Annotated in this window: 16 protein-coding genes; 2 read left to right on the top strand and 14 right to left on the bottom strand. The window is 41.6% G+C overall.

Annotated elements, in window-relative coordinates; translation table 11 throughout:
- Positions 1-362: 362 nt before the first annotated feature.
- The 7 genes from ABEQ24_RS00915 to ABEQ24_RS00885 form a co-directional block, all read right to left on the bottom strand.
- Positions 363-1379, bottom strand: a complete 1017-nt coding sequence (locus tag ABEQ24_RS00915) for a S66 family peptidase (RefSeq protein WP_430005007.1) — start codon at positions 1377-1379, stop codon at positions 363-365.
- A 276-nt stretch (positions 1380-1655) separates the two neighbouring features.
- Positions 1656-3167, bottom strand: a complete 1512-nt coding sequence (locus ABEQ24_RS00910; RefSeq protein WP_430005006.1) for a response regulator transcription factor — start codon at positions 3165-3167, stop codon at positions 1656-1658.
- Positions 3145-5010, bottom strand: coding sequence for a sensor histidine kinase (locus ABEQ24_RS00905; protein ID WP_430005005.1), 1866 nt, complete (start codon positions 5008-5010; stop codon positions 3145-3147). The genes ABEQ24_RS00910 and ABEQ24_RS00905 overlap by 23 nt, the downstream gene beginning before the upstream one ends.
- Positions 5011-5120: 110 nt before the next feature.
- The gene (locus ABEQ24_RS00900) at positions 5121-6758 is read right to left on the bottom strand and encodes an extracellular solute-binding protein (protein WP_430005004.1); all 1638 of its coding nucleotides are present in this window, start codon (positions 6756-6758) and stop codon (positions 5121-5123) included.
- Between the two features lie 51 nt (positions 6759-6809).
- Positions 6810-7700 carry a carbohydrate ABC transporter permease gene (locus tag ABEQ24_RS00895; protein ID WP_430005274.1) on the bottom strand — a complete coding sequence of 297 codons (891 nt, stop codon included), beginning with the start codon at positions 7698-7700 and terminating at the stop codon, positions 6810-6812.
- Between the two features lie 24 nt (positions 7701-7724).
- Positions 7725-8696, bottom strand: a complete 972-nt coding sequence (locus ABEQ24_RS00890) for an ABC transporter permease (protein WP_430005003.1) — start codon at positions 8694-8696, stop codon at positions 7725-7727.
- Between the two features lie 467 nt (positions 8697-9163).
- Positions 9164-9595, bottom strand: a complete 432-nt coding sequence (locus tag ABEQ24_RS00885) for a hypothetical protein (RefSeq protein ID WP_430005002.1) — start codon at positions 9593-9595, stop codon at positions 9164-9166.
- Positions 9596-9926: 331 nt separating this feature from the next.
- Here ABEQ24_RS00885 and ABEQ24_RS00880 point away from each other — a divergent pair, with 331 nt between their 5' ends.
- On the top strand, positions 9927-10568 hold the full coding sequence (locus ABEQ24_RS00880; RefSeq protein ID WP_430005001.1) for a 2OG-Fe(II) oxygenase: 642 nt from the start codon (positions 9927-9929) through the stop codon (positions 10566-10568).
- A 103-nt stretch (positions 10569-10671) separates the two neighbouring features.
- Here ABEQ24_RS00880 and ABEQ24_RS00875 read toward each other — a convergent pair whose 3' ends face one another.
- The 7 genes from ABEQ24_RS00875 to ABEQ24_RS00845 are packed head-to-tail and all read right to left on the bottom strand — an operon-like array spanning position 10672 to position 19307.
- A complete protein-coding gene (locus tag ABEQ24_RS00875) occupies positions 10672-11517 on the bottom strand; it encodes an SDR family oxidoreductase (protein ID WP_430005000.1) in 846 nt (281 codons plus the stop codon).
- On the bottom strand, positions 11495-12586 hold the full coding sequence (uxuA, locus tag ABEQ24_RS00870; protein ID WP_430004999.1) for a mannonate dehydratase: 1092 nt from the start codon (positions 12584-12586) through the stop codon (positions 11495-11497). The genes ABEQ24_RS00875 and uxuA overlap by 23 nt, the downstream gene beginning before the upstream one ends.
- Before the next feature lie 21 nt (positions 12587-12607).
- Positions 12608-14014, bottom strand: a complete 1407-nt coding sequence (uxaC, locus tag ABEQ24_RS00865; RefSeq protein WP_430004998.1) for a glucuronate isomerase — start codon at positions 14012-14014, stop codon at positions 12608-12610.
- 1 nt (position 14015) lies between these two features.
- Positions 14016-16421: a TIM-barrel domain-containing protein gene (locus tag ABEQ24_RS00860; protein WP_430004997.1), complete on the bottom strand. Its 2406-nt coding sequence runs from the start codon at positions 16419-16421 to the stop codon at positions 14016-14018.
- Between the two features lie 26 nt (positions 16422-16447).
- Positions 16448-17743 carry a TRAP transporter large permease gene (locus ABEQ24_RS00855; RefSeq protein WP_430004996.1) on the bottom strand — a complete coding sequence of 432 codons (1296 nt, stop codon included), beginning with the start codon at positions 17741-17743 and terminating at the stop codon, positions 16448-16450.
- 19 nt (positions 17744-17762) lie between these two features.
- Positions 17763-18287: a TRAP transporter small permease gene (locus ABEQ24_RS00850; protein ID WP_430004995.1), complete on the bottom strand. Its 525-nt coding sequence runs from the start codon at positions 18285-18287 to the stop codon at positions 17763-17765.
- Positions 18288-18305: 18 nt separating this feature from the next.
- Positions 18306-19307 carry a TRAP transporter substrate-binding protein gene (locus ABEQ24_RS00845; RefSeq protein ID WP_430004994.1) on the bottom strand — a complete coding sequence of 334 codons (1002 nt, stop codon included), beginning with the start codon at positions 19305-19307 and terminating at the stop codon, positions 18306-18308.
- 220 nt (positions 19308-19527) lie between these two features.
- On the opposite strand from ABEQ24_RS00845, the gene ABEQ24_RS00840 reads away from it, so the two are divergent.
- The gene (locus ABEQ24_RS00840) at positions 19528-20523 is read left to right on the top strand and encodes a LacI family DNA-binding transcriptional regulator (RefSeq protein WP_430004993.1); all 996 of its coding nucleotides are present in this window, start codon (positions 19528-19530) and stop codon (positions 20521-20523) included.
- Positions 20524-20544: the final 21 nt, after the last annotated feature.

Raw genomic sequence — 20544 nt, 5'->3', positions numbered from 1 at the left:
CTTCTAATTTCCCTAAAAATACCTCTATTAAATCTCCTGTATCTGCTTTTGCTCATCTTCATACTTTCTCCTACTCCATATGTCACTTACTTACTTTTATCCACTCGTACTTATTCTACATTCCTGCCTGAATAACTGCAATTTCCATTTTATCACAAATGCACAGTTTTAAAGGGAAATTTGCAAGATAAAACACACCAATAATGCTGCTGATTGGTGTGTTAAACGGTGGGGTATTAATTACAATGCTGTTTTAATGTTTTGGACTTTGAACCGAATCCGTTACTCGCAATGATGCTATTTTTAATTTGTGCATAAACCCTCATATTCGTTCAAAACAATAAGAATCGCACATCTCTCATCTATTCTCTAAAACTCTGAAGAACTGTTCCCTTCCCATTCTCCACTGTCACTTCCGCATAAGCTCCGTTAATCAGTGTGATTTGCGGAGGCTGATGACCGCAATCGATGTCATAAATGACCGGAATGTTCAGTTCCTCAGTCAGCTCTTTGTATACATCCAGCACTGTGTAATCATCGACTGTATGATTTGCCGCACTTCTTCCGAACAAAATGCCTGAGCAGTTTTCAAACCAGCCTGAAAGTTTCAGCTGTACTAGAGATCTGCGCAAATCGGCTGTTGACAGCTCGCAGTTCTCGAAGTACCAGAGAATGGATTCGTTTGGGATATGCTGTTCTCTGAACGTTTTAACATCCCCAAACCGGGTTCCGGCCAGATGCCTTATTACATCAATGCATCCACCGAGCAGCCTGCCTTCAGCTTTTTCTGGCCGATTGGACACTGTCTTCCATTCTGCAGCTTGAGTTAAATGAAAAATGTGCGGAGTCGGATTGTTATGCTGCCACTCTTTCTGATAATGACTTGAGGAGGATTGTAGAATTGTATCCCCGCTTTTTGTTTTCAGAACGTTTTCCCACATAGCTGTTGTTGGATCAGATGTCTCACCTCTTAAATCCACAAGATTCGTTCCATGAGCGGTTGCCATTCCTGTCTTTAATGTAATAGCGAGCAATAGCGCACTAATATCCGAATAGCCAAGAATCCATTTCTGTTTGATTGATTCATAGTTTACATATTCAAGCATTTCAATCAAAAGCTCGCCGCCCCACGGAGGGATGATCAGATCGATGTGATCATCCTGCATCATGCGGTTAAATTCTTCAGCTCTTGTTTTAGCAGGAGCTGATTTAGCTTTTTCCTGCGTCCAGGCTGTCTCTCCGCAAATCAGCTTATACCCTTTCGATTCCATGCGGGTGCAGGCTTGGGTAAGAATATCGTGTAATTCAGATGGTACTCCTGATGAAGGGGCGGTTACTCCGATTGCGGCATCATTTTTTAAGGCAGGATAGGTGATCATAGATTTCCTCCTGAACATTTTAGATGATTTTATCTGAGAAAAGAGAATCATTCAAGAATCTTTTTGATTATTCTTTCCAGCTTTTTTATTTACTGGCCGGTATGCTCCATTTACTGTCCGGGCTGCTTCATTTACTGGCGAGGCTCTTCATTTACTGTCCGACATACTCCTTTTACTGGCCGGGCTCCTCACTTACTGTCCGGAATACTCCATTTACTGTCCGATATTGTTTTCTTACTGTCCGGTTAAGCAAATTTACTTTCCAAAATGAATCATTTACTTGCTTTTTTCCATTTCACTTCCAGATCCGCGGACCTGCTCCCTAAACTCCTTAGGCGAAATCCCTTCTATTTCACGAAACACACGTGCAAATTGTTTAGGATTTTTGTAGCCGACCTTTTCGCTGATTTCAAACACTTTCAAGTCTGATTCCCGGAGCCATTTTTTGCTGTTAAGGATGCGGACCTGTTTCAAATAATCAACAAAGTTTTGGCCTGTACTCTCTTTAAAAACATGGCTGAAATAAGAGTAGTTCAGTGAAATGTGATTGGATACGACAGCAAGGTTTAAATCTTTATAATAGTTCTCTTGAATAAACTGCATGGCCTGCTCCAGGTGTTTTTGCTCAGAAGAGATGGATTTTGTTTGTTTCATATATTCGTGCAGCCTCATGAGCAAATTCTGGGTTTCATGAAGGTAGTGATAAAAGTCACGGAAGCTGTAAAGACACCCCGTTTTTGACATGTGTTTAAACGTTTCCGCAGATTCCTCTCCAAATCTTGCAAAGAAACTGTCAAAGATCAGCCTGTTCATTTCTTTGTTGATTGCTTCAAGGTAACTGATTGAATAAGTCGAGATTTTTTCATAATCAAAGATCTTTAAGAGGAGAGATTTGATTTCCTGCTCCCGAACCGTGCCAAGCATGTTCTTTATTTTTTTGATTTCATCGATCGGAGGGAGCACATTTTCTTCTCTGGATTGAATATCCCTATACTCAATCAGCTGGTTTCTTGGATAGAGAAATCCATATTTCACCGCTTCGGCTGCTTCAAGATATGATGCCTTTAGGTGCCTGATGTCGGATTTCCCCTTACTGAACCCAATCGACACGGAGCCTAGCTGTTCTTTTAAAAATGGGAGGATGTTTTTATCTTCTGAAAGAATAACGGTTCTCTCTTTTTGATCCAAAAAACAATAAGTCCTCATACTGCTTCTTTCAAGATGTTTTTTAACAGATTCGATTCCATTTTTATTGTCAATCACGCCGGTATAATAGCTTTCTGAAGAGAGATCGAGCTGGATTTTACTGCATATTTCTTTTATTTGTTCTTCTGTAATCAACGGATTCAGCAGGATATATTGCAGCTGGCTGCTTTGTACTTCTTCTAGTTCACGCTGTGTGATCGTCTCTGTTTTCTTAAAATCATCGAGTGTGCTGCGGATTGTTTGAAAGAGTTCTTTCCGATTAACAGGCTTCAGTAAATAATCTTTCACCTTGCATTTGATCGCGGCTTTTGTATATTCAAAATCATCATATCCGCTCAAAATGATGAGAACGGGGATCTGTTCCTTTTCCTGAAGGGATTGAATCAGCTCCACTCCATTCATCCGCGGCATTTTAATATCCGTTACTAAAATATCAATCTGCTCATTATTTAATCTTTCAGATGCTTCCAATCCGTCTCCTGCAAGAAGAGTTTTGATTTCTCCTGAGAACTCCCGCTCGATCATAGCTTGGATTCCGCGCCTGATATTGCTTTCATCGTCAGCGATTAAGAGCTTGTACAACTAGATTCTCCTCCTTTGCAATGAAACTTGGCACGTGAAAGGCCACTTTCGTGTATTCGCCTTGTTTGCTCTGTACCTCAAGACCGTACTCTTCTCCATATAGAAGCTGCATTCTCTCGTGCACATTAACTAATCCGATTCCCGTTCCACTATTCGATTCGGCATCCAAACCGGAACAGATTTTTTCCTTCAAGTTAAGTATGTCTTCAGCAATCATGCCAATCCCATTATCCGTAATTTCAATCACAATATCCGTTTCATTCCGGTACGCATGAAGCCTGATCTCTCCCTGTTTTTCATGCAGAACAGGAGTCAGCCCATGCTTTACCGCATTTTCAACAATCGGCTGCAGCGACATTTTCAGTACTTCGGTCGCCATCAGCTCATCAGGAACATCAATCAAAAGTGTCAAACGGCCTTCAAGCCGCAAATTCATAATGTCCGCATAATTTTTTATATGTGACAGCTCTTCCTGCAAAAGAACAAAGTCATTTTTCCACCTGAGATTGTATCTCATCATTGAGCCAAGGGAAGTGACCGCATCCGACGTTTCGTAATCCCCCTTGATTTCAGCCATCATTTTGATATTTTCAAGGGTGTTAAAAAGAAAATGAGAATCGATTTGCGTTTTTAAGGCTCTGAGTTCGGCTTCTTTTGTCACGGCGTTTTTATTGACTGCATCCGCAATTAAGCGGTTGATTTTAGACAGCATGCTCTTAAAATGATAGGCAAGCTGACCGATTTCACTGTAGCCGTCCACGTCCACTTTCACGCCAAAATCTCCGCTTTCCGCCTCTTTCATCGTATTCATCAGCTTATACATTTCTTTCAGCAGATAAGAGATAATCCGATACGTGAGATATGAAAGGATCAGGACAAGAAAAATAATGCCGCCAAGCACAAGATTCCTGGTGCTCTCGCTCTCCGCAAAGATCGTTTCAAGAGAAACAATGTTCAGCATATAAGAATCAATGCCTTCTAAATAGATCGCTCCGACTAAAATCGGGGTTTCTTTGTTCATATACTGAAAGGAAAAAGTTCCTTTTTTCTTTTTGTTTTCAAAGTGTCTGGTCAGGCTTTTCATATCAATCTGATTGTTTTTAAGAAAGCTGTTATCCGGGTTGATGATGTAATTTTTGTTTTTGTCGACAACCACGATCGAAGAATCAACCGCATCAACCGTACTGAACATTTTCGGGAAAAAGTTTTTCTGCAGCATGCTGATTTCGATGATGCCCAGGTGTTCATCCTTAGGGTAATCAAGCTCCCTGAGCACGGAAATTTTTGCATTTGCACGGTACGGATAGCGTCCCAAAATATCATAGCCCTGCTGTTCAAACCACCAGTACTCCATGCCGTTTCGGGCAATCGTTTCCTGTTTCCACGGCTTGTCTTTTATCCTGTCTTCACTGAAGAGAATCGGCCACATTTCGTTCACGTAAGGATTATTTGTGTAAAGGTGAATGTTTTCAATCGTCGGGTTATTTACTTGAAGACGAGAGACATTTGAGAACGCATTCATTTTAAAATTCAGCAAATCATTCACATTTGTTTCATCTCTTGTTTTGACAAAATCAATAAACTCATTGTCAGATACGACCATCTGTGCCGTCCGCCTCATGGACTCGATGTTATTTTCAATATGAACCTTCTCAATTTCAAGCAAGTACTCATTTTTATTGGTAATATCCTTGATGGCACTGTCATCGACTTGCCTTGTATAGATGAGAGTGAAGGTGATGACCGGAATCATAATAATAAAAATATATAAAGCTATGAATTTTCTTTGCAAAGAGAGTCTGAGGAAATACTCATATATAGTGGTTTTAATTTTATTAAACATGTTCGCACCTGCTGTCTGTATGTAGTCTTTTCAGTATAAACCATACATCTATACGGCGGCAGGTCCAATATAGGGAAAAAGGCTGCCGGAAGCAGCCCTTTTCTTTGTTATTATTCTCCAGCACTTAGCTTCTTCTTATTTGCTTTGTACATTTTCTCTTGGTATTTCTGCACCTTTTCATAGCCAAGGTCTTCACGTTTTTCCAAGTATCCTTTCATAATCTTGTCAAATTCTTTATCGGATTTGGAAAGCAGGAGCTTAGGCAGCGTTTTTCCCCATTCCTGGCTGATTTTCGTGCTGGAAATCGCTTCAGAAGAAGTGCCTGTTGGGTTCAGGCCGTCAAATTCTGCAAAGCTCATTGTTTTTCCTTTTGTCCAATCTTCCATTTGTTTAAACGGTTCAGCTGTTGGCGGGTTCCATGGAAGACTCATGTTTGTATCCATCAGCATCCAGTGCTTATAGGATGCTCCGTACTGCTGATCAAAGGCTGTGCGATCAGAGCTCAGAAGCTTTAAGACTTCAGGTTTAAATTCAGGTTTTCCGTCTTTTTCTTCATATGTTACGTCTTTTTCTCCAAAGAAGAAATCTTTTTGTCCTTCTTCACTGATCAAGTAGCTTAAGAACGCAATCGCACGGTCTTTATCTTTTACATCTTTAGAAATCAATGTTACTGTCCATCCTGAAATGCTGTCTCCTGCAAGTGTCGGCTGATCTCCGGCTGAGTTCGCAGGACCATCAACAGCCATGTAGACGGAATTTGGATCTTTTGCAAAAAGAGCCTGCTGCTGTGCAGCCATGTCACTGCGCTGATACAGCATCGCGAAATAACGGCCCTGTGCAATTTTTTCTTCCATTTGAGGACGTTTGTCTACAAAAATATCTTTAGCAAGAAGTCCTTCTTCATTTGCTTCTCTGAACGTTTTCAGCCACTTGACGTATTCAGGATCTTCTGTACGGTCATAAAGCTTTCCGTCTTTCTCCATTGGGATTGCAAGGAAGTTTTGAAGATACCCTTCAAGCGATCCGTTGCCCACATCTGTAAACTCATTGAGTCCGATTGGAATCAGCGGCGCGCCGTTTCCTTCAGGGAATTTTTCCTGAGCTGCTTTAAGAGCAGAAATAAATCCTTCTGGCGTGCTCATATCCGGACTGCCTAAAGCTTCATACATATCTTTGCGCACTAAGAAAGTTTGATTAGAAGGCTTTAAATCTTTGTATTTTTCAAAGTCCTTAGGTGAAGAGGAAGCATTTGGATATGCATACACATTTCCATTTTCCTGCTTATACCACTCAATCTTTGCATTGTCTGCAACTTTAAAGAAATATGGATCATATTCTTCCGCCAGCTCATTTAATGGAAGAACAAGCTCGCCTTCCTGCATTTTCTTCACAGCATCTTCCCACCAGCCAAGCGTGATAAAGTCAGGAAGCTTGCCTGATGCAATCATCGTATTCATTTTCTCTGCTTCATTTCCCGCTGGAGAAATATAGTTGATTGAAACACCTGTTTTATCTGTTACATATTTGGAAACAGCGTCTTCTCCCCATTTGGAAGCGAACCACGAAAAGTTCATGTACCAGTCAAACGTGATTGGTGAAGTATCTGCTTTCCATGCAGGCTCATCCGCAGAAACAGGCTTCTTGTTTTCTTTTTCACCTGAGGAAACGGTTTCATTACTGCATGCAGAGAGCATGGAAATAAGAAGGATTGAAATCAGGAAAATCGAAATGCTTTTTAACTTTTTCATAGTAAACCCCTCTCTAGTACTTGATTATAATAGACTTTTTTTCTCTATGCATCAGCCTTTTACAGAGCCGATTAACATACCTTTAACAAAATACTTCTGCAGGAACGGATAGACAAGCACGATTGGCAGCGTTGTAATAACCATTGTTGCGAGTTTTATGGACTGGGATGTGACGGTTTTCGTCGTAATGCTTCCCGGTGCGTTCATCATCATTTGATTGGAGCTGGATTCTGCGACTACTTTATATAGATAAGTCTGAATCGGCTGCAAATCTGGATTGTTGACGAAAATGACCCCTGCAAAGTAGTCATTCCACTGATAAACTCCCTGAAATAATGCGATTGTCGCAATAACAGGCATCGATAAAGGAACAATAATCTTAATGAAAATAGCGAAATCATTTGCTCCATCAATCTTAGCAGCCTCTTCAAGCGCTGACGGCAGCTCCCGGAAAAAGGAGACAAAGATAATCAGATGGAAAAAGTTAAACATCGTTGGAATGATATATACAAGAAAGTTATCAAACAAGCCAAGGTCTCTGATTAAGAGGAAGTAAGGAATCAATCCTCCGCTGAAAAACATCGTGACGATTCCGATCATCATGTACAGCTTTCTGCCATATAAATCTCTGCGTGAAATGGCATAAGCGACCATGGCTGTGAAAAAGACATGTGTAATCGTTCCAATGACGGTCTTGGCAATCGTTACTCCAAAGGAAGTCAAAATACCTGAATTCGCGAATACCGCTTCATAGTTTTGCAGGGTAAACTCACGCGGCCAGAAGTAGATTCCGCCATTCATGGCATCGGCACCTTCATTTAAGGAGTTGACGATCACATACCAAATGGGATAAAGGGTAATCGCACAGATGATAAACATGATGACTACATTGATATTGTCAAAAATGTATTCACTTTTCGTTCTGCGATTGAGTTTGAACAGTTTCAGCACTTCTCCATCGCCTCCTTAAAATAAAGATGTTCCATCTAATTTTTTCGTGATTTTATTTGCAGTATACAGCAGGATAAAGGCAATAATTGCTTTTAACAAACCAACTGCAGTTGCATAAGAGTATCTGGCATTTTGCACTCCCATTTGATAGACATAAATATCAATTACGTTGCTAGCGCTTTCATTTAAAGCATTGCGCAGCACCAGGATTTGATCAAAGTTAGAATTTAGCACACCGCTGACTGCAAGTATGAATAAGATCGTAATCGTTGGGCGAATAGAAGGCAGTGTCACATGCCACATTTTCTGAAAGCGGTTCGCCCCGTCAATCGTGGATGATTCGTAAAGTTCGGTTGATACTCCGGCAATTGCTGCGAGATAAATAATCGCCGACCAGCCGATTTCCTTCCAAATATCTGAGAGAATCACAATTCCCCAGAAGTACTGCGGTTCAGCAAGAAAGCTGATGCGTTTATCAATCACGCCAAGATTTAATAAAATTTCATTGATAATGCCAATATCTGAAAGCCATGTTGTCAGGATTCCTCCTAAAACAACCCAAGAAAGAAAATGAGGCAAATAAGTAATTGTCTGCACCGTCTTTTTAAACTTCAGAGATGTCAGCTCATTCAGCAAAAGAGCAAAAATAATCGGCAGCGGAAACCCGATGATGAGCTTAATCAAGCTGATCCCAAGCGTATTCTTGAGAACCGTAATAAAATTCTCATCCTGCAGAAATTCCTTGAACTGCATCAAACCGACCCAAGGCGCCTCCCTGATCGTGCTGATAATACTGAATTCCTTAAACGCAATAATCAGCCCGTACATCGGCACATAGTTAAAAATAAACATCCACACCATACCAAGCAGCGCCATGAACTGCAAATACTTCTGAGAATTCATTCTTCTCAAATTGCGCTGTATTTTCTCTTTGCGTGTACTGGCCGCGATCTCGTGCTCCTGCGCCTGTACAATCTTCGCTTCCATTTCTTCACCACCCCGGTTTCATGATGTTCTCTATCTGTCTTCATTGTAAGAAAACCTGACCGCGAAGATAAGTTAGGAAATTTCACTTATGGTATCAGAATTTTGGATTTGGATTGAGAAGGGGGATTTTATCTATTAAAAAAGCTGTTTTTGCAAAGATCTTTGGTTTGATTATATATTTTGTCCGTTGCTTTTCGCTCCAGGAACTTGCTTTCCGCGGGGAGGGTGGGAGCCTCCTCGTCTTCGCCTGCGGGGTCTCCCATTTCCCTCTATTTTCCCGCAGGAGTCAAGTTCCTTCCGCTACAATCCACTAAGGGGTATAAACTTTTTATTCTATTAGGAACAAAGTGTACGTAAAAAGCCATAACTTATTTAGTGGGTCCAAAGAAGCTATGCAGCAATTTAAGCAATGTAAGCATCGGGAATAAAATAAATAAGGGAAAACAGTCTGTGCTGACCGTTTTCCCTTATTTGAATTGATGTATTTGTGTTTCAGCCGGAGTAACGGAAGAAATTCGAGCAATCTCCTTTTCATCAGCAGCCTCAACAATGATTTCAGTTGCCCAATGTTCGCTTGAAAAATGATCGGCAAAGACAGAAAACCATTTAAACTTCCCTTCACCATCCAGAAAATGATTCAACAGAAAGTCTGCAGTTTCAACAGACAATTCACCTTTGAATATCGTCATATTCTGTTCAGCTTCCACTTTAAAAACTCCTAATTCCTCCAGCTCATCTATGGCTTGTATTTCATCATTCCAGCAATGAATTTCAATCAGTCTGGATTGTTTTAAGTAATAGGCAGCTAATGGAGTCCAGTAATAATAATTTTCCGGCATACGAAAAGCTGAATCGCTTTCTAAAGTTGATGCAGCGGGTATTTGTATGTGCAGGTTCATGTTTCTTCCTCCCTCTTATCTATTTATATCCGGTTAAACCTTGTTCTAGATAAACGCCGTATTATTGAGCAGGCTATTTATTTTAGACTCTTTTCGTAAACTTTGTTGCTTTGAGACTAAATGGTGTAAACCTTAGTGGATTGCAGCGGAAGGAACGGGCAGCATTAATAATCAAAAACAACAATCTATGTGAAAACAACCTTTTAAAATTAATGCACCTATTAGCTGTTAGCACAGTTTATAGCAGGTGGTTCATGGTATAATCATGATAGAAAACCGCTTACAAAAACAATATACTTGAAGATTACATCTCTTAAGGGGCAGATGAAAGTTGACAATTGATACTAAAGAATTAACTATTTTCAATCACACTGGAAATAAAATCATAGCAGAAGATAGAGAAATTAAGATCATTGCCAGATTAGAAGAACCGCTGATCGTCATTTTAGGAAATGTTTTGAGTGACGAAGAATGCGACGAACTGATCAGCTTGTCAAAAGACAAATTAAATCGTTCTAAAATTGGAGTGACACACGAAGTAAATCAGATCAGAACAAGCAGCAGCATGTTTTTTCAAGAAAATGAAAATGAGACCATCACTAAAATTGAAAAAAGAATATCAGCTATAATGAACATACCTATTGAACACGGCGATGGCATTCAAATTCTTAACTATAGTCCTGGTCAAGAGTATAAACCTCATTTTGATTTTTTCACATCTTCAAGTAAAGTCATAAAAAATAATAGAATCAGCACACTGGTCATGTACTTAAATGATGTAGAGCACGGGGGAGAAACGTTTTTTCCTAAATTGAATTTTTCTGTATCTCCACAAAAAGGGATGGCCGTGTATTTCGAATATTTTTATAACGATAGTACCATAAATGAACGAACTTTACATGGCGGAGCACCTGTTACAGCTGGAGAAAAATGGGTTGCTACACAATGGATGAGAAGACAAAAACAGTCTTAATTTTAAATACTCTTAACTTCGGAATCTATAAACAAAAACCACATCAGTCAATATGATGTGGTTTTTCTTATCTTTAACCTAACCGCTTAACGAAAAAGCTCTACTAAACTCCCGAATAAGCCGAAAATCCTCCATCCACCGGAATCACCGTTCCCGTCACAAACCTGGATGCTTCATTGCTCACAAGCCAGAGCAGCGTGCCATTTAAATCCTCCGGATCTCCAAATCTCTCAAGCGGGGTCTGGTTAAGAATTTTTTTCGCCCGATCGGTGTAGCTGCCGTCCCTATTGGTCAATAAATTTCGATTTTGCTCTGTTAAGAAAAAGCCTGGTGCGATGGCGTTGACTCTTATCCCGGCCTTTGACATATGAACGGCCAGCCATTGAGTAAAGTTGCTGACAGCCGCTTTTGCCCCGCTGTATGCAGGGATTTTTGTCAATGGAGTGTAAGCGTTCATTGAAGAAACATTAATGATGACATCGCCTTCGCCCATATCTCTGGCAAAGACTTGAGTCGTCTGGAGTGTTCCAAGAAAGTTCAAATCAAACACGGAACGGACTCCTTCTGAATCCAAGTCAAAAAACGTATTGATTTCAGAGTTGTTCAAGTCCTCATTGAAGTAGTATTCTTTATCTGTATTTCCTTTAGGATGATTGCCCCCTGCGCCATTTATCAGAATGCTGCATGGACCAAGTTTTTCATTCACTTCTGCTTTTGCCTGCTCAAGGCTTGTTTTATCAAGCACGTCAGCAGATAGAGCAATAGCCGTCCCGCCTTCAGCGCGGATTTCGTCAGCAACCAGCTCTACAGATTCCTGCCGCCTGCTGATAACAGCCACTTTTGCACCGCATGCTGCAAGTGCTTTGGCAAATTGGCTGCATAGAACACCGCTTCCGCCAGTAACAACAGCGACCTTTCCCTCTAAATCAATCTGAAAAGGAATTTTCATAGTGATTCCCCTTTTCTGCTTGTCTGTTTTTTTCCTTTGTTGCCGCTTCCCACAAGCCGTTTAGATAGGTAGCACCAAGAGCACGGTCATACAAACCATAACCTGGTTTCCCCGTTTCTCCCCAAATCATCCTGCCATGATCCGGTCTGACTGGTCCTGAAAAATCAACTTCTCTTAAGGCGCGGACAATTTCATACATATCCAAGGATCCATCCGTTGAAAGATGGGCAGATTCCTGGAACGATTTTTCACCTGTCCATTTAATATTCCTTAAATGAACGAAATTGATTTTCCCTTTCCTGCCAAAGTAACGGACAAATTCAGGAAAATCATGCTCTGGATTTGCCCCGAGCGAACCGCTGCACAAACAAAGTCCGTTGTATGGGCTGTCGTATAGATTGATGAATCTGTCTAAGTTCTCTTTACTGTTAATGATTCTCGGCAATCCGAAGATAGACCATGGCGGATCGTCCGGATGAATGGCCATTTTAACTTCTTCTTCCTCTGCAACGGGGATGATTTCTTTGATAAAGTGAGACAGGTTCATCCACAATTTCTCTTCAGATACATTTTGATAGTGGTTCATAAGGCTTTTTAATTGCTCAGGTTCATAGCTTGTATCCCAGCCAGGAAGCATTAAATCTCCGTTTATTGGATTCATCTGATTCACTTGCTCTTCCTCATAAATCAACGCAGTCGAACCGTCCGGCAATTCATAATCCAGGGATGAGCGCGTCCAGTCAAAGACAGGCATAAAGTTATAGCAAACAATTTTTATTCCGGCCTTGGATAAGTTCCGAATCGTTGTTTTGTAGTTTTCTATATACCTGTCTCTTGATGGAAGACCAAGCTTTATGTCCTCGTGTACCGGAACGCTCTCTATTACACTTAAATGTAATCCGCTCTCTTCTATCTTCTTTTTAAGCTCCATAATTTTATCGTAAGACCAGGCTTCCCCGACCGGGATATCGTATATTGCGGATACAATTCCAGTCATACCTGGAATCTGGCGAATATTTTGCAGGGTAACAGGATCATTGTCTCCATACCAGCGAAAAGTCATTTCCATAGTCGTTTTCCCTCCATCTGATTATCTAGTAATCTCAAAATAATTTTTGGCGTTGTTATAGCAAATGTCCTGGACCATCTGACCAAGTAAGTGATAATCATCTGGTGCTTCCCCTTTATGCATCCAGCCGCCGATTACGTTACACAGAATGCGGCGGAAGTATTCATGTCTTGTATAGGAAAGAAAACTGCGGGAATCTGTCACCATGCCTACAAAATTGCTGATCAGTCCTATGCTTGCAAGGTCTGTCATTTGGCGGATCATCCCGTCTTTTTGATCATTAAACCACCAGCCTGTTCCAAATTGAATTTTCCCTTTTGCTTCTTCATTTTGAAAGTTCCCTGCGGCTGAAGCGATGATCGGATTATGTGCAGGATTAAGGTTATAGAGAATCGTCTTTGGCAGCTCATTCTCTTTATCAAGATGATTCAGAAACTGATTAAGCGGCTTTGCCAGTTCAAAATCGTTCATCGAATCAAATCCTGCATCAGGACCTATTTTCTTAAACATTTTCGTATTGTTATTGCGAGTCGCTCCAATGTGAAGCTGCATCACCCAGCCATGTGCATGATACAATTTCCCAAGATGAAGCAGCGTAAAGGTCTTATACTTATTTTCTTCAGATAACGTAATCGAGTGACCGTGAATCGCCTTATCAAAAATCGCTGAAACTTCTGAGAGGGTCCCATCTTCATAGAAAAGATGTTCAAATCCATGGTCAGAGACTCTGCACCCGGCTTCATGGAAGTAGGCAACACGCTGTTCAAAAGTCTCTAATAAATCCTGATAGCTGGTTATTTCCTTGTTTGCTGCTTTAGAAAGAGTTTCTATATAATCCTTAAAACCATGCTGTGCAATTTCAATGCCTTTATCAGGACGGAAAGCAGGCAGCACAGCTGTTTCTATGCTTTCATTTGCATCAATTTCCTTATGATAAGCAAGCGAATCTGCCGGATCATCTGTTGTACAAATCACATGAACATTTGATTTTTTTATAATCTCCTGGGCAGAAAAATCCTTTTGCTGAAGCATCTGGTTGCAGCGTTCCCAGATTTCGTCCCCCGTTTTTTCACTCAGCGGCAAATCAATGTTGAAATACCGCTTCAGCTCCAAGTGAGTCCAATGGTAAAGGGGATTGCCGATACAGGACGGCATTGTTTTTGCCCATGCATCAAACTTCTCTTTATCACTTGCACTGCCTGTAATCAGCTCTTCACTGATGCCGTTTGCACGCATTGCCCGCCATTTATAGTGATCACCATTCAGCCAGATTTCCGTCAAGTTTCGGAACTGTTTATTTCCTGCGATTTCTTCAGGGCTCAAATGGCAGTGGTAATCATAAATCGGCATATCTTTTGCATACTCATGGTACAGAATTTTGGAGCTTTCGTAATCTAATAGAAAATCGTCATCCATAAATTTTTTCACTTCAGATTTCCTCCTGTTTCAAATCGATTTGATCTCCGCTTTTATATTCTGCACCGTCTATCAGCAGCTTTCTTTTTTCACCCTGCGGCAAAATAAATGCTGCTGTGTTATATGGAAGAATAAAATCCCCCTCTACTTCAACATTTATATGAATCTCTGTTTCTGTTGTATTCATGTTGACATCCACAAAAGCGAAGTCTGCTTTGTACTGAGCGGTCACGCCGTCATCTTCATACAATCTGTACAGTGATTCACTTCTGCCCTTTTCCGGGAATAACAGAAACCCTCTTTCATCTTTATCTTTATCAGCAAATGTAACGTCTGCCAGATTAACAGGAAGGATGCTTCCGCCTTTTACAAGCAGGGGAACATAATGAAGCGGTGCGGGAATGGTAACCGTCTTTCCGCCTTCAAACCATGTCCCTTCATGGAAGTCATACCAGCCTCCAGTATGCTGAGGCAAATAGACGTCCCGCTGTTTTTTCCCTTTTTCTACAACAGATGCAACCAACAGGCTATCTCCGAGCATAAAATCATCGTTTTCTTCAAATGTCGTTTCATCCTGCTCAAATTCATAAAAAGTTGGCCGGATAATCGGTTTGTAGTTGGCATGTGCTTCGTAAAGCGCCGAGTATAGATATGGTGCAAGTTTTGTTCTGAATTTAATCAGATCTCTGACTGCAGGCAGCACTTCATGGTACATCCAAGGTTCGTTGACTGTTTGATCGTCATTCCAAGAGTGAATCGTAAATCTCGGATGCATGATGCCATTTTGAATCCACCTTACAAACAGCTCAGGCTCTGGTGCAGGGCCCGAAAATCCGCCGACATCGTGACCAAAATTGTATAGGCCGGACAAGCTCATTCCAATGCCCATCTTGATGTTGAACTTAAGCGTTTTCCAGCTTGTGCGGTTGTCCCCTGTCCATGTTTGAACGTAGCGGTGCATGCCAGGACTGCCTGATCTTGAAATTAAATAAGGACGAAGCTCTGGATTGTATTCCCGCTGCGCTTCATACGAAGCTTTCATCATAAGCAGAGGATGCAATGCACGAATCGTTTCAAAACTGATAGTTTCTCCAAAGCCATGACATTCCGCTTCTTTGCTCCATATCTCAAACTCATTGTTGTCATTCCAGGTTGAATCAATCCCGTAATCAAGCAGCTTTTCTTTTACTTGTGATTTCCACCAGCTGTAGGTATCCTTATTTGTAAAATCCAGATAAGCCCCTGTCTCATCCCAGAACTGAGCCATCTCTGCTTCATTGGTTTCACGGTTTTCAATAAACATCTTTTTCTCTGCAAGTTCATGGAATAAGGGATGATCCTTTAACAGGCAAGGCTTGATATTTGCACACAGTTTAAGACCATCTTCATGGTACTCATTCACCAATTGCTTTGGATTTGGAAACTTGTCCTCATTCCAGGTGAAGACATATCGCTTATCTCCAATAGATGTATATCCCGATGAAAGCTGAAACGAGTCACACAATATATCATGTTCGCGGCAAAGTTCGAGAAACTGTTTCAGCTGAATCTGCGCATCTGGTGCATCTGTATAGCTCATGGTCGAACCTGAATAGCCAAGGCTCCATTTTGGCGGAAGGATGGTTTTCCCCGTCATCCACGCAAATGTTTCAGTCACATCCTGTACTTTCGGTCCCGCTATCACGTAGTAATCAAGATCCCCGTCCTCCGCCTGAAAATAGCGGTACAATCCGTGATAGTTATCCAGCTCAGAGCCCATTTCAAAAACAGAGCTTGATAGATTGTCATAAAATAAACCGAAGGATACACCCGTTTTTTTACTCCTTGTTATGTAAAACGGAATGTGCTTGTAAAGAGGATCCGTGTACTCTGCATCATAGCCCATGGCATCAATCGTCTGCATGCGGTATCGCTTGCCGTGTTTATCTACAGCACCTGTTTTTTCACCAAACCCGAAATACTGCTCTTCTAAGTCACGCTGCAGATAATGGGCAGGTCCGGCACTTGATCCATACTCAAAATGGTAGGCCTGAGTCGTCCGGTCTTTGGCCATTTTGATCCAGCTATTTTCAATTCTTGAATACCACGTCACTTTAAACCCGTTCAGCTGAATGTCCATCTTCAGCTCTTCTGTCTCGATGATGACTGCCTCTTCATTTTGATTGATTTGATAGCTGGGCAATGAAAAACCCGTAGTATCAAATCTGTTTCTTCCTTCAAAAGGAACGTCTTCCATTCCCGGAGCGATACTCCATGTTTGGTTTAGTTTCAGTGAATTTCCTTCCGAAAAAAGAACGCGTACAATGTTCGTTTCAAGAACAAACACATAAGCTTTCACCGTTCCGTTTTCAAGCTGAAATTCAATAGTATTGTTTTCTTCTTTTAATAGTGTGAATGGATCATTTTCTTTAATGCTCAATGTTCAAACCTTCTCTCTGCTGTAATTTATAAGCCAAACAGTTTTGGCAGACTCAGGCTGATTTCGGGAATAAATGTTACCGCCAGAAGCACCACGATAATGGCTCCGTAAAACGGCAGAAGCGGTTTGATGACCTGCTCCATTTTCACTTTACCAATGCTGCAGCCCACAAATAGCGCACTGCCGACCGGAGGTGTAATGTTCCCGATGCACAGGTTAAAAGCCATCATGATTCCAAAGTGAACCGGATCCATGCCGAACGCTGTAACAACCGGAAGAAAAATTGGTGTAAAGATTAATACGGCAGGTGTAATGTCCATAAATGTACCGATAATTAACAGAATTAAGTTCATTATCAGCAGAATAATAATCGGACTGTCTGTTAAGCTGAGCAGACCGCTGCTGATCGCCTCAGGAATGCCAGTGAAAGACATGACCAAAGATAATATCGTGGAAGTGCCGATCAATAACATAATGACTGCTGTCATCTCCACGGTTTCAAGCAGCATTTTCGGCAATTTCTTAAAACTGAATGTTCGATATATAATCGACAGTACTAGTGAATAAGCAACAGCAATGGCTGCACCTTCAGTTGCTGTAAAAACTCCTGCTATGATACCGCCGAGGACAACCACAATCAGCAGAAGACTTGGAATGGAATCAAGAAATACCTTCAGTCCGTGGCTAAACGGAATCCGCGGTGCAATTGGATAGTTCTTCTTTTTAGCAATGAAATAAGCAACAAGCATCGTAGCAAGCCCCCATAAAATGCCTGGAACATATCCGGCAATAAACAAGGCAGCTACAGACGTTCCCCCGCTGACAAGCGAGTAAATGATAAGCAGCCCGCTTGGAGGAATGAGGAGACCTGTCGGAGCAGAAGCAATGTTAACGGCTGCTGAATACGTCCGTTCATATCCTTCTTTATCCTGCAGCGGGGACATGACTCCTCCGATCGCAGCAGCAGAAGCGACAGAGGATCCTGAAATCGATCCAAAGAGCATATTGCCGAGCACGTTTGTGTGAGCTAAAGAACCCGGCATGCGGCCAGCCAGCAGTTTTGCAAGGTTGATCAGCCGGATGGCAATCCCGCCGTTATTCATAATAATTCCTGACAGCACGAAAAATGGAACGGCCAGCAGAGCAAAACTGTCAAGGCCTGTAATCATTTTCTGTGCAGAGGTAAATACCGCAACATCAAACGGGAACAAAATCAGCATGGTAGCGATGGATGCACCTGCAATACTGATGGCAATCGGCACTCCCACTACTAATAGGACAAAAAACACACTCAGTAAGATGAGTCCTGCAGTTAAGGTCAATTTCAATCACTCCTTTGTTTTAGCCTTCAATTCTGGTTTTAGAAACGGCTTCCAAATCATCTGAATATAATTCTACTTTTCTTTTAACAACCGCCTCATAGATGCTCATCAAACTGTATCCGATGATAAGAATGCCGCTTACCGGCAAGGATAAATAAATGAATCCCATGGGAACGCCAAGAGCAGCTGAAGACTGGGCCATCGTGATTGCTACCGTTCTGGATCCGCCAATCACCATTACGAGAACTGCAAATGAAAGGATAAGCACTTCAATAAGGACACTAATAGGAAGTGCTTTATTTTTCGGCAGCTTTTCTGCAAGCAGTTCGATCGCAATATGCTTCTTCTGCCCAAATGCATAAGCGGCGCCAAGCATGGATACCCAAATCAGTGAATATCTTAAAATTTCTTCAGATACAGTACTTGGCGAGTTCAATACGTACCTTGTAAAAACCTGCCATACCGCCACAAGCACCATAAACGCAAGCATTGTGCATGTAATAAATGCAATCGTCTGATCGGCTGTTTTTCTAATTTTCTGCATCACAGTTCCTCCCCCTGGTTATTCCTTTTCAGCAGCTTCCCGTATCTCTTTGTAGTACTCAGCTGTAGACTCTTTTTCGGCAAATTCTTCGTGAAGCGGCCGAACTGCCTTTTGAAATGGTTCCTTATCAGGCGTGCTGAATGTAACGCCTTTTTCCTTGGCATCTTTTATTGATTTTTCAATCGCTTCTTCCCAAACGATTTTATGAAAAGCAGACGATTCGCGGGCGGCCTCATTGAGGGCCTGTTTCTGTTCTGCGTTTAAAACGTCCCATTTTGCCTGATTCATGATCAGAATGTCCGGAACCATGGCATGCTCGCTGTAGGAATATTCCTTTGCCACCTCTCCATGGTTGTTGTCTGTTAAAGCGGTTTCATTATTTTCCGAACCATCAATTACTCCCTGCTGCAGGGAGGTGTAGACTTCACCGAAAGACATCGGAGTAGGAGAACCGCCCATCAGCTCAATCATCCTGATGGCTGTTGCACTTGGCTGCACCCGAATTTTCATCCCTTTCAGGTCGTCCGGATGCATAATCGGTTTATTTTTCGTATAAAAGTTCCTTGAACCCCCGTCATAGAAAGTAAGTCCCCTGAACCCGATCTCTTCGGTAGATTCGTAGATGCCATTAACCGTGCTGCTGTTCATCACTTTGTAATAATGATCACGTCCGTCAAATAAATACGGCAGACTGAAAAGAGAGTAGACTTCTGAAAAACTCTCGAGAGCACTTGCACTGACCTTTGATAGATCTACAGCTCCGGTCTGGGTCAGTTCAATGACTTCCCTCTCCGCCCCAAGCTGTCCATTCGGATAAAGCTGAATCTTTACTTCCCCGTTTGTCTTCTCTTCTGTTAATCTCGCAAACTCTGTCAGCGATTTATGCACAGGATGCGTCTCACTTTGGTTATGTGCAAGCCTCATCGTAATTGTTCCATCACTTGATGCCTTTGTGCTGCAGGCAGACAATGCGCCAGCTGCAAGCAGACAGATCATCATTAATGCCATCCATTTTTTCAATTCCCATCCCCCCTGAAAGTATACCGACCTTTTGTTAACGGTTACATTTAAGATTAACAACGTTGTTATTTCTATTTGCAAAATAACAACGTTGTTATTTTTCATTAAAAAGCATGTTATTCTTCAGCTTTTTATACTATACTACAAGTAACAACGTTGTTATTCCCCAGTATAATATGTATTCCGAAAATTTTCAACATTTCCTTTTGGAGGATTTTAAATGAGTGTGACAATTAAAGATATCGCAAGGGAGTCTGGAGTCAGTTATTCAACCGTCTCAAAGGCGCTTAATAACAGCCCGCTTGTTAAGCCTGAAACGAAGAAAAAAGTCCTTGAAACAGCAAATATGCTTGGATATACTCCTAACTTTGCGGCTAAAAACCTTGTCTCTAAAAAAAGCAGAACGATTGGGCTTGTGTGGCCGGCCATTGACCGGATTGCCCTGACAGCCCTTGTTTCAAAGATAAATGAACTAGTAACGGCTGAAAATTATTTTATGATTCTCTCAGTTGATGAAGCAGACAAAGCCATTGGGATGTTCAAAGGATTCCAAGTAGACGGCGTCATGATTTTTGAAGAAGGGAAAGCAGCCATGCTCCATTCAGAAGTCTTCTCCTCTATCCCGATCCTCACATACGGGGTCTCGGGGAATCATGTATACCCGCTAATTGATGTTAATCATAAAAAAGCCATTCATCTTGCTGTCAGACACTTGATAGAATTGGGTCATACAAGCATTTCCTATATCGGCGATGCCACTCCGGGAGACAAGCGTCAGACTGAGAAACTGAACGGGTTTTATGAAGCTATGGAAAATGCCGGTCTGCCTGCAGATGACAAAATCATAGGCAATACTAAGGGCCTGAGCTGGTATGATGGCTATTTTGCAGCAAAAAAATTGCTCAAAACAAGCAAGCCGACAGCCCTGATCAGCGGAAGCTATGATATCAGCGTCGGGGTTCTGCGTGCTGCGAAAGAACTGAAAATCAGAATTCCTGAAGACCTTTCTGTCATCTCCTATGACAATATCCCGCAGATGGCAAGCCTTGAAACTGAGCTTACAAGTGTCGGTGTCCCGATCGAACAATTAGCTGAAAAGATGGTCACATCACTGCTGTCTCTAATTGAGCAACCAGATTCCATCAGCCTTACTCAGCTGATGGAGCCGAAGCTTGCACTTAGAAAATCAGTAAAATCTCTCGAAAAACACCTCTAACGAGATAGCATTAGCATCAGC

The organism is Metabacillus idriensis, from assembly GCF_050483325.1.
GTDB classification, from domain to species: domain Bacteria; phylum Bacillota; class Bacilli; order Bacillales; family Bacillaceae; genus Bacillus_P; species Bacillus_P idriensis_A.
This window is presented reverse-complemented; position numbering and strand designations above follow the sequence as displayed.

Bases quoted from the DNA above. Each gene is read 5' to 3' on its own strand.
- ABEQ24_RS00915 (WP_430005007.1), bottom strand. From the start codon at position 1,379: ATGATCACCTATCCTGCCTTAAAAAATGATGCCGCAATCGGAGTAACC.
- ABEQ24_RS00905 (WP_430005005.1), bottom strand. From the start codon at position 5,010: ATGTTTAATAAAATTAAAACCACTATATATGAGTATTTCCTCAGACTC.
- ABEQ24_RS00900 (WP_430005004.1), bottom strand. From the start codon at position 6,758: ATGAAAAAGTTAAAAAGCATTTCGATTTTCCTGATTTCAATCCTTCTT.
- ABEQ24_RS00890 (WP_430005003.1), bottom strand. From the start codon at position 8,696: ATGGAAGCGAAGATTGTACAGGCGCAGGAGCACGAGATCGCGGCCAGT.
- ABEQ24_RS00885 (WP_430005002.1), bottom strand. From the start codon at position 9,595: ATGAACCTGCACATACAAATACCCGCTGCATCAACTTTAGAAAGCGAT.
- ABEQ24_RS00875 (WP_430005000.1), bottom strand. From the start codon at position 11,517: ATGAAAATTCCTTTTCAGATTGATTTAGAGGGAAAGGTCGCTGTTGTT.
- uxuA (WP_430004999.1), bottom strand. From the start codon at position 12,586: ATGGAAATGACTTTTCGCTGGTATGGAGACAATGATCCTGTTACCCTG.
- ABEQ24_RS00850 (WP_430004995.1), bottom strand. From the start codon at position 18,287: ATGCAGAAAATTAGAAAAACAGCCGATCAGACGATTGCATTTATTACA.
- ABEQ24_RS00840 (WP_430004993.1), top strand. From the start codon at position 19,528: ATGAGTGTGACAATTAAAGATATCGCAAGGGAGTCTGGAGTCAGTTAT.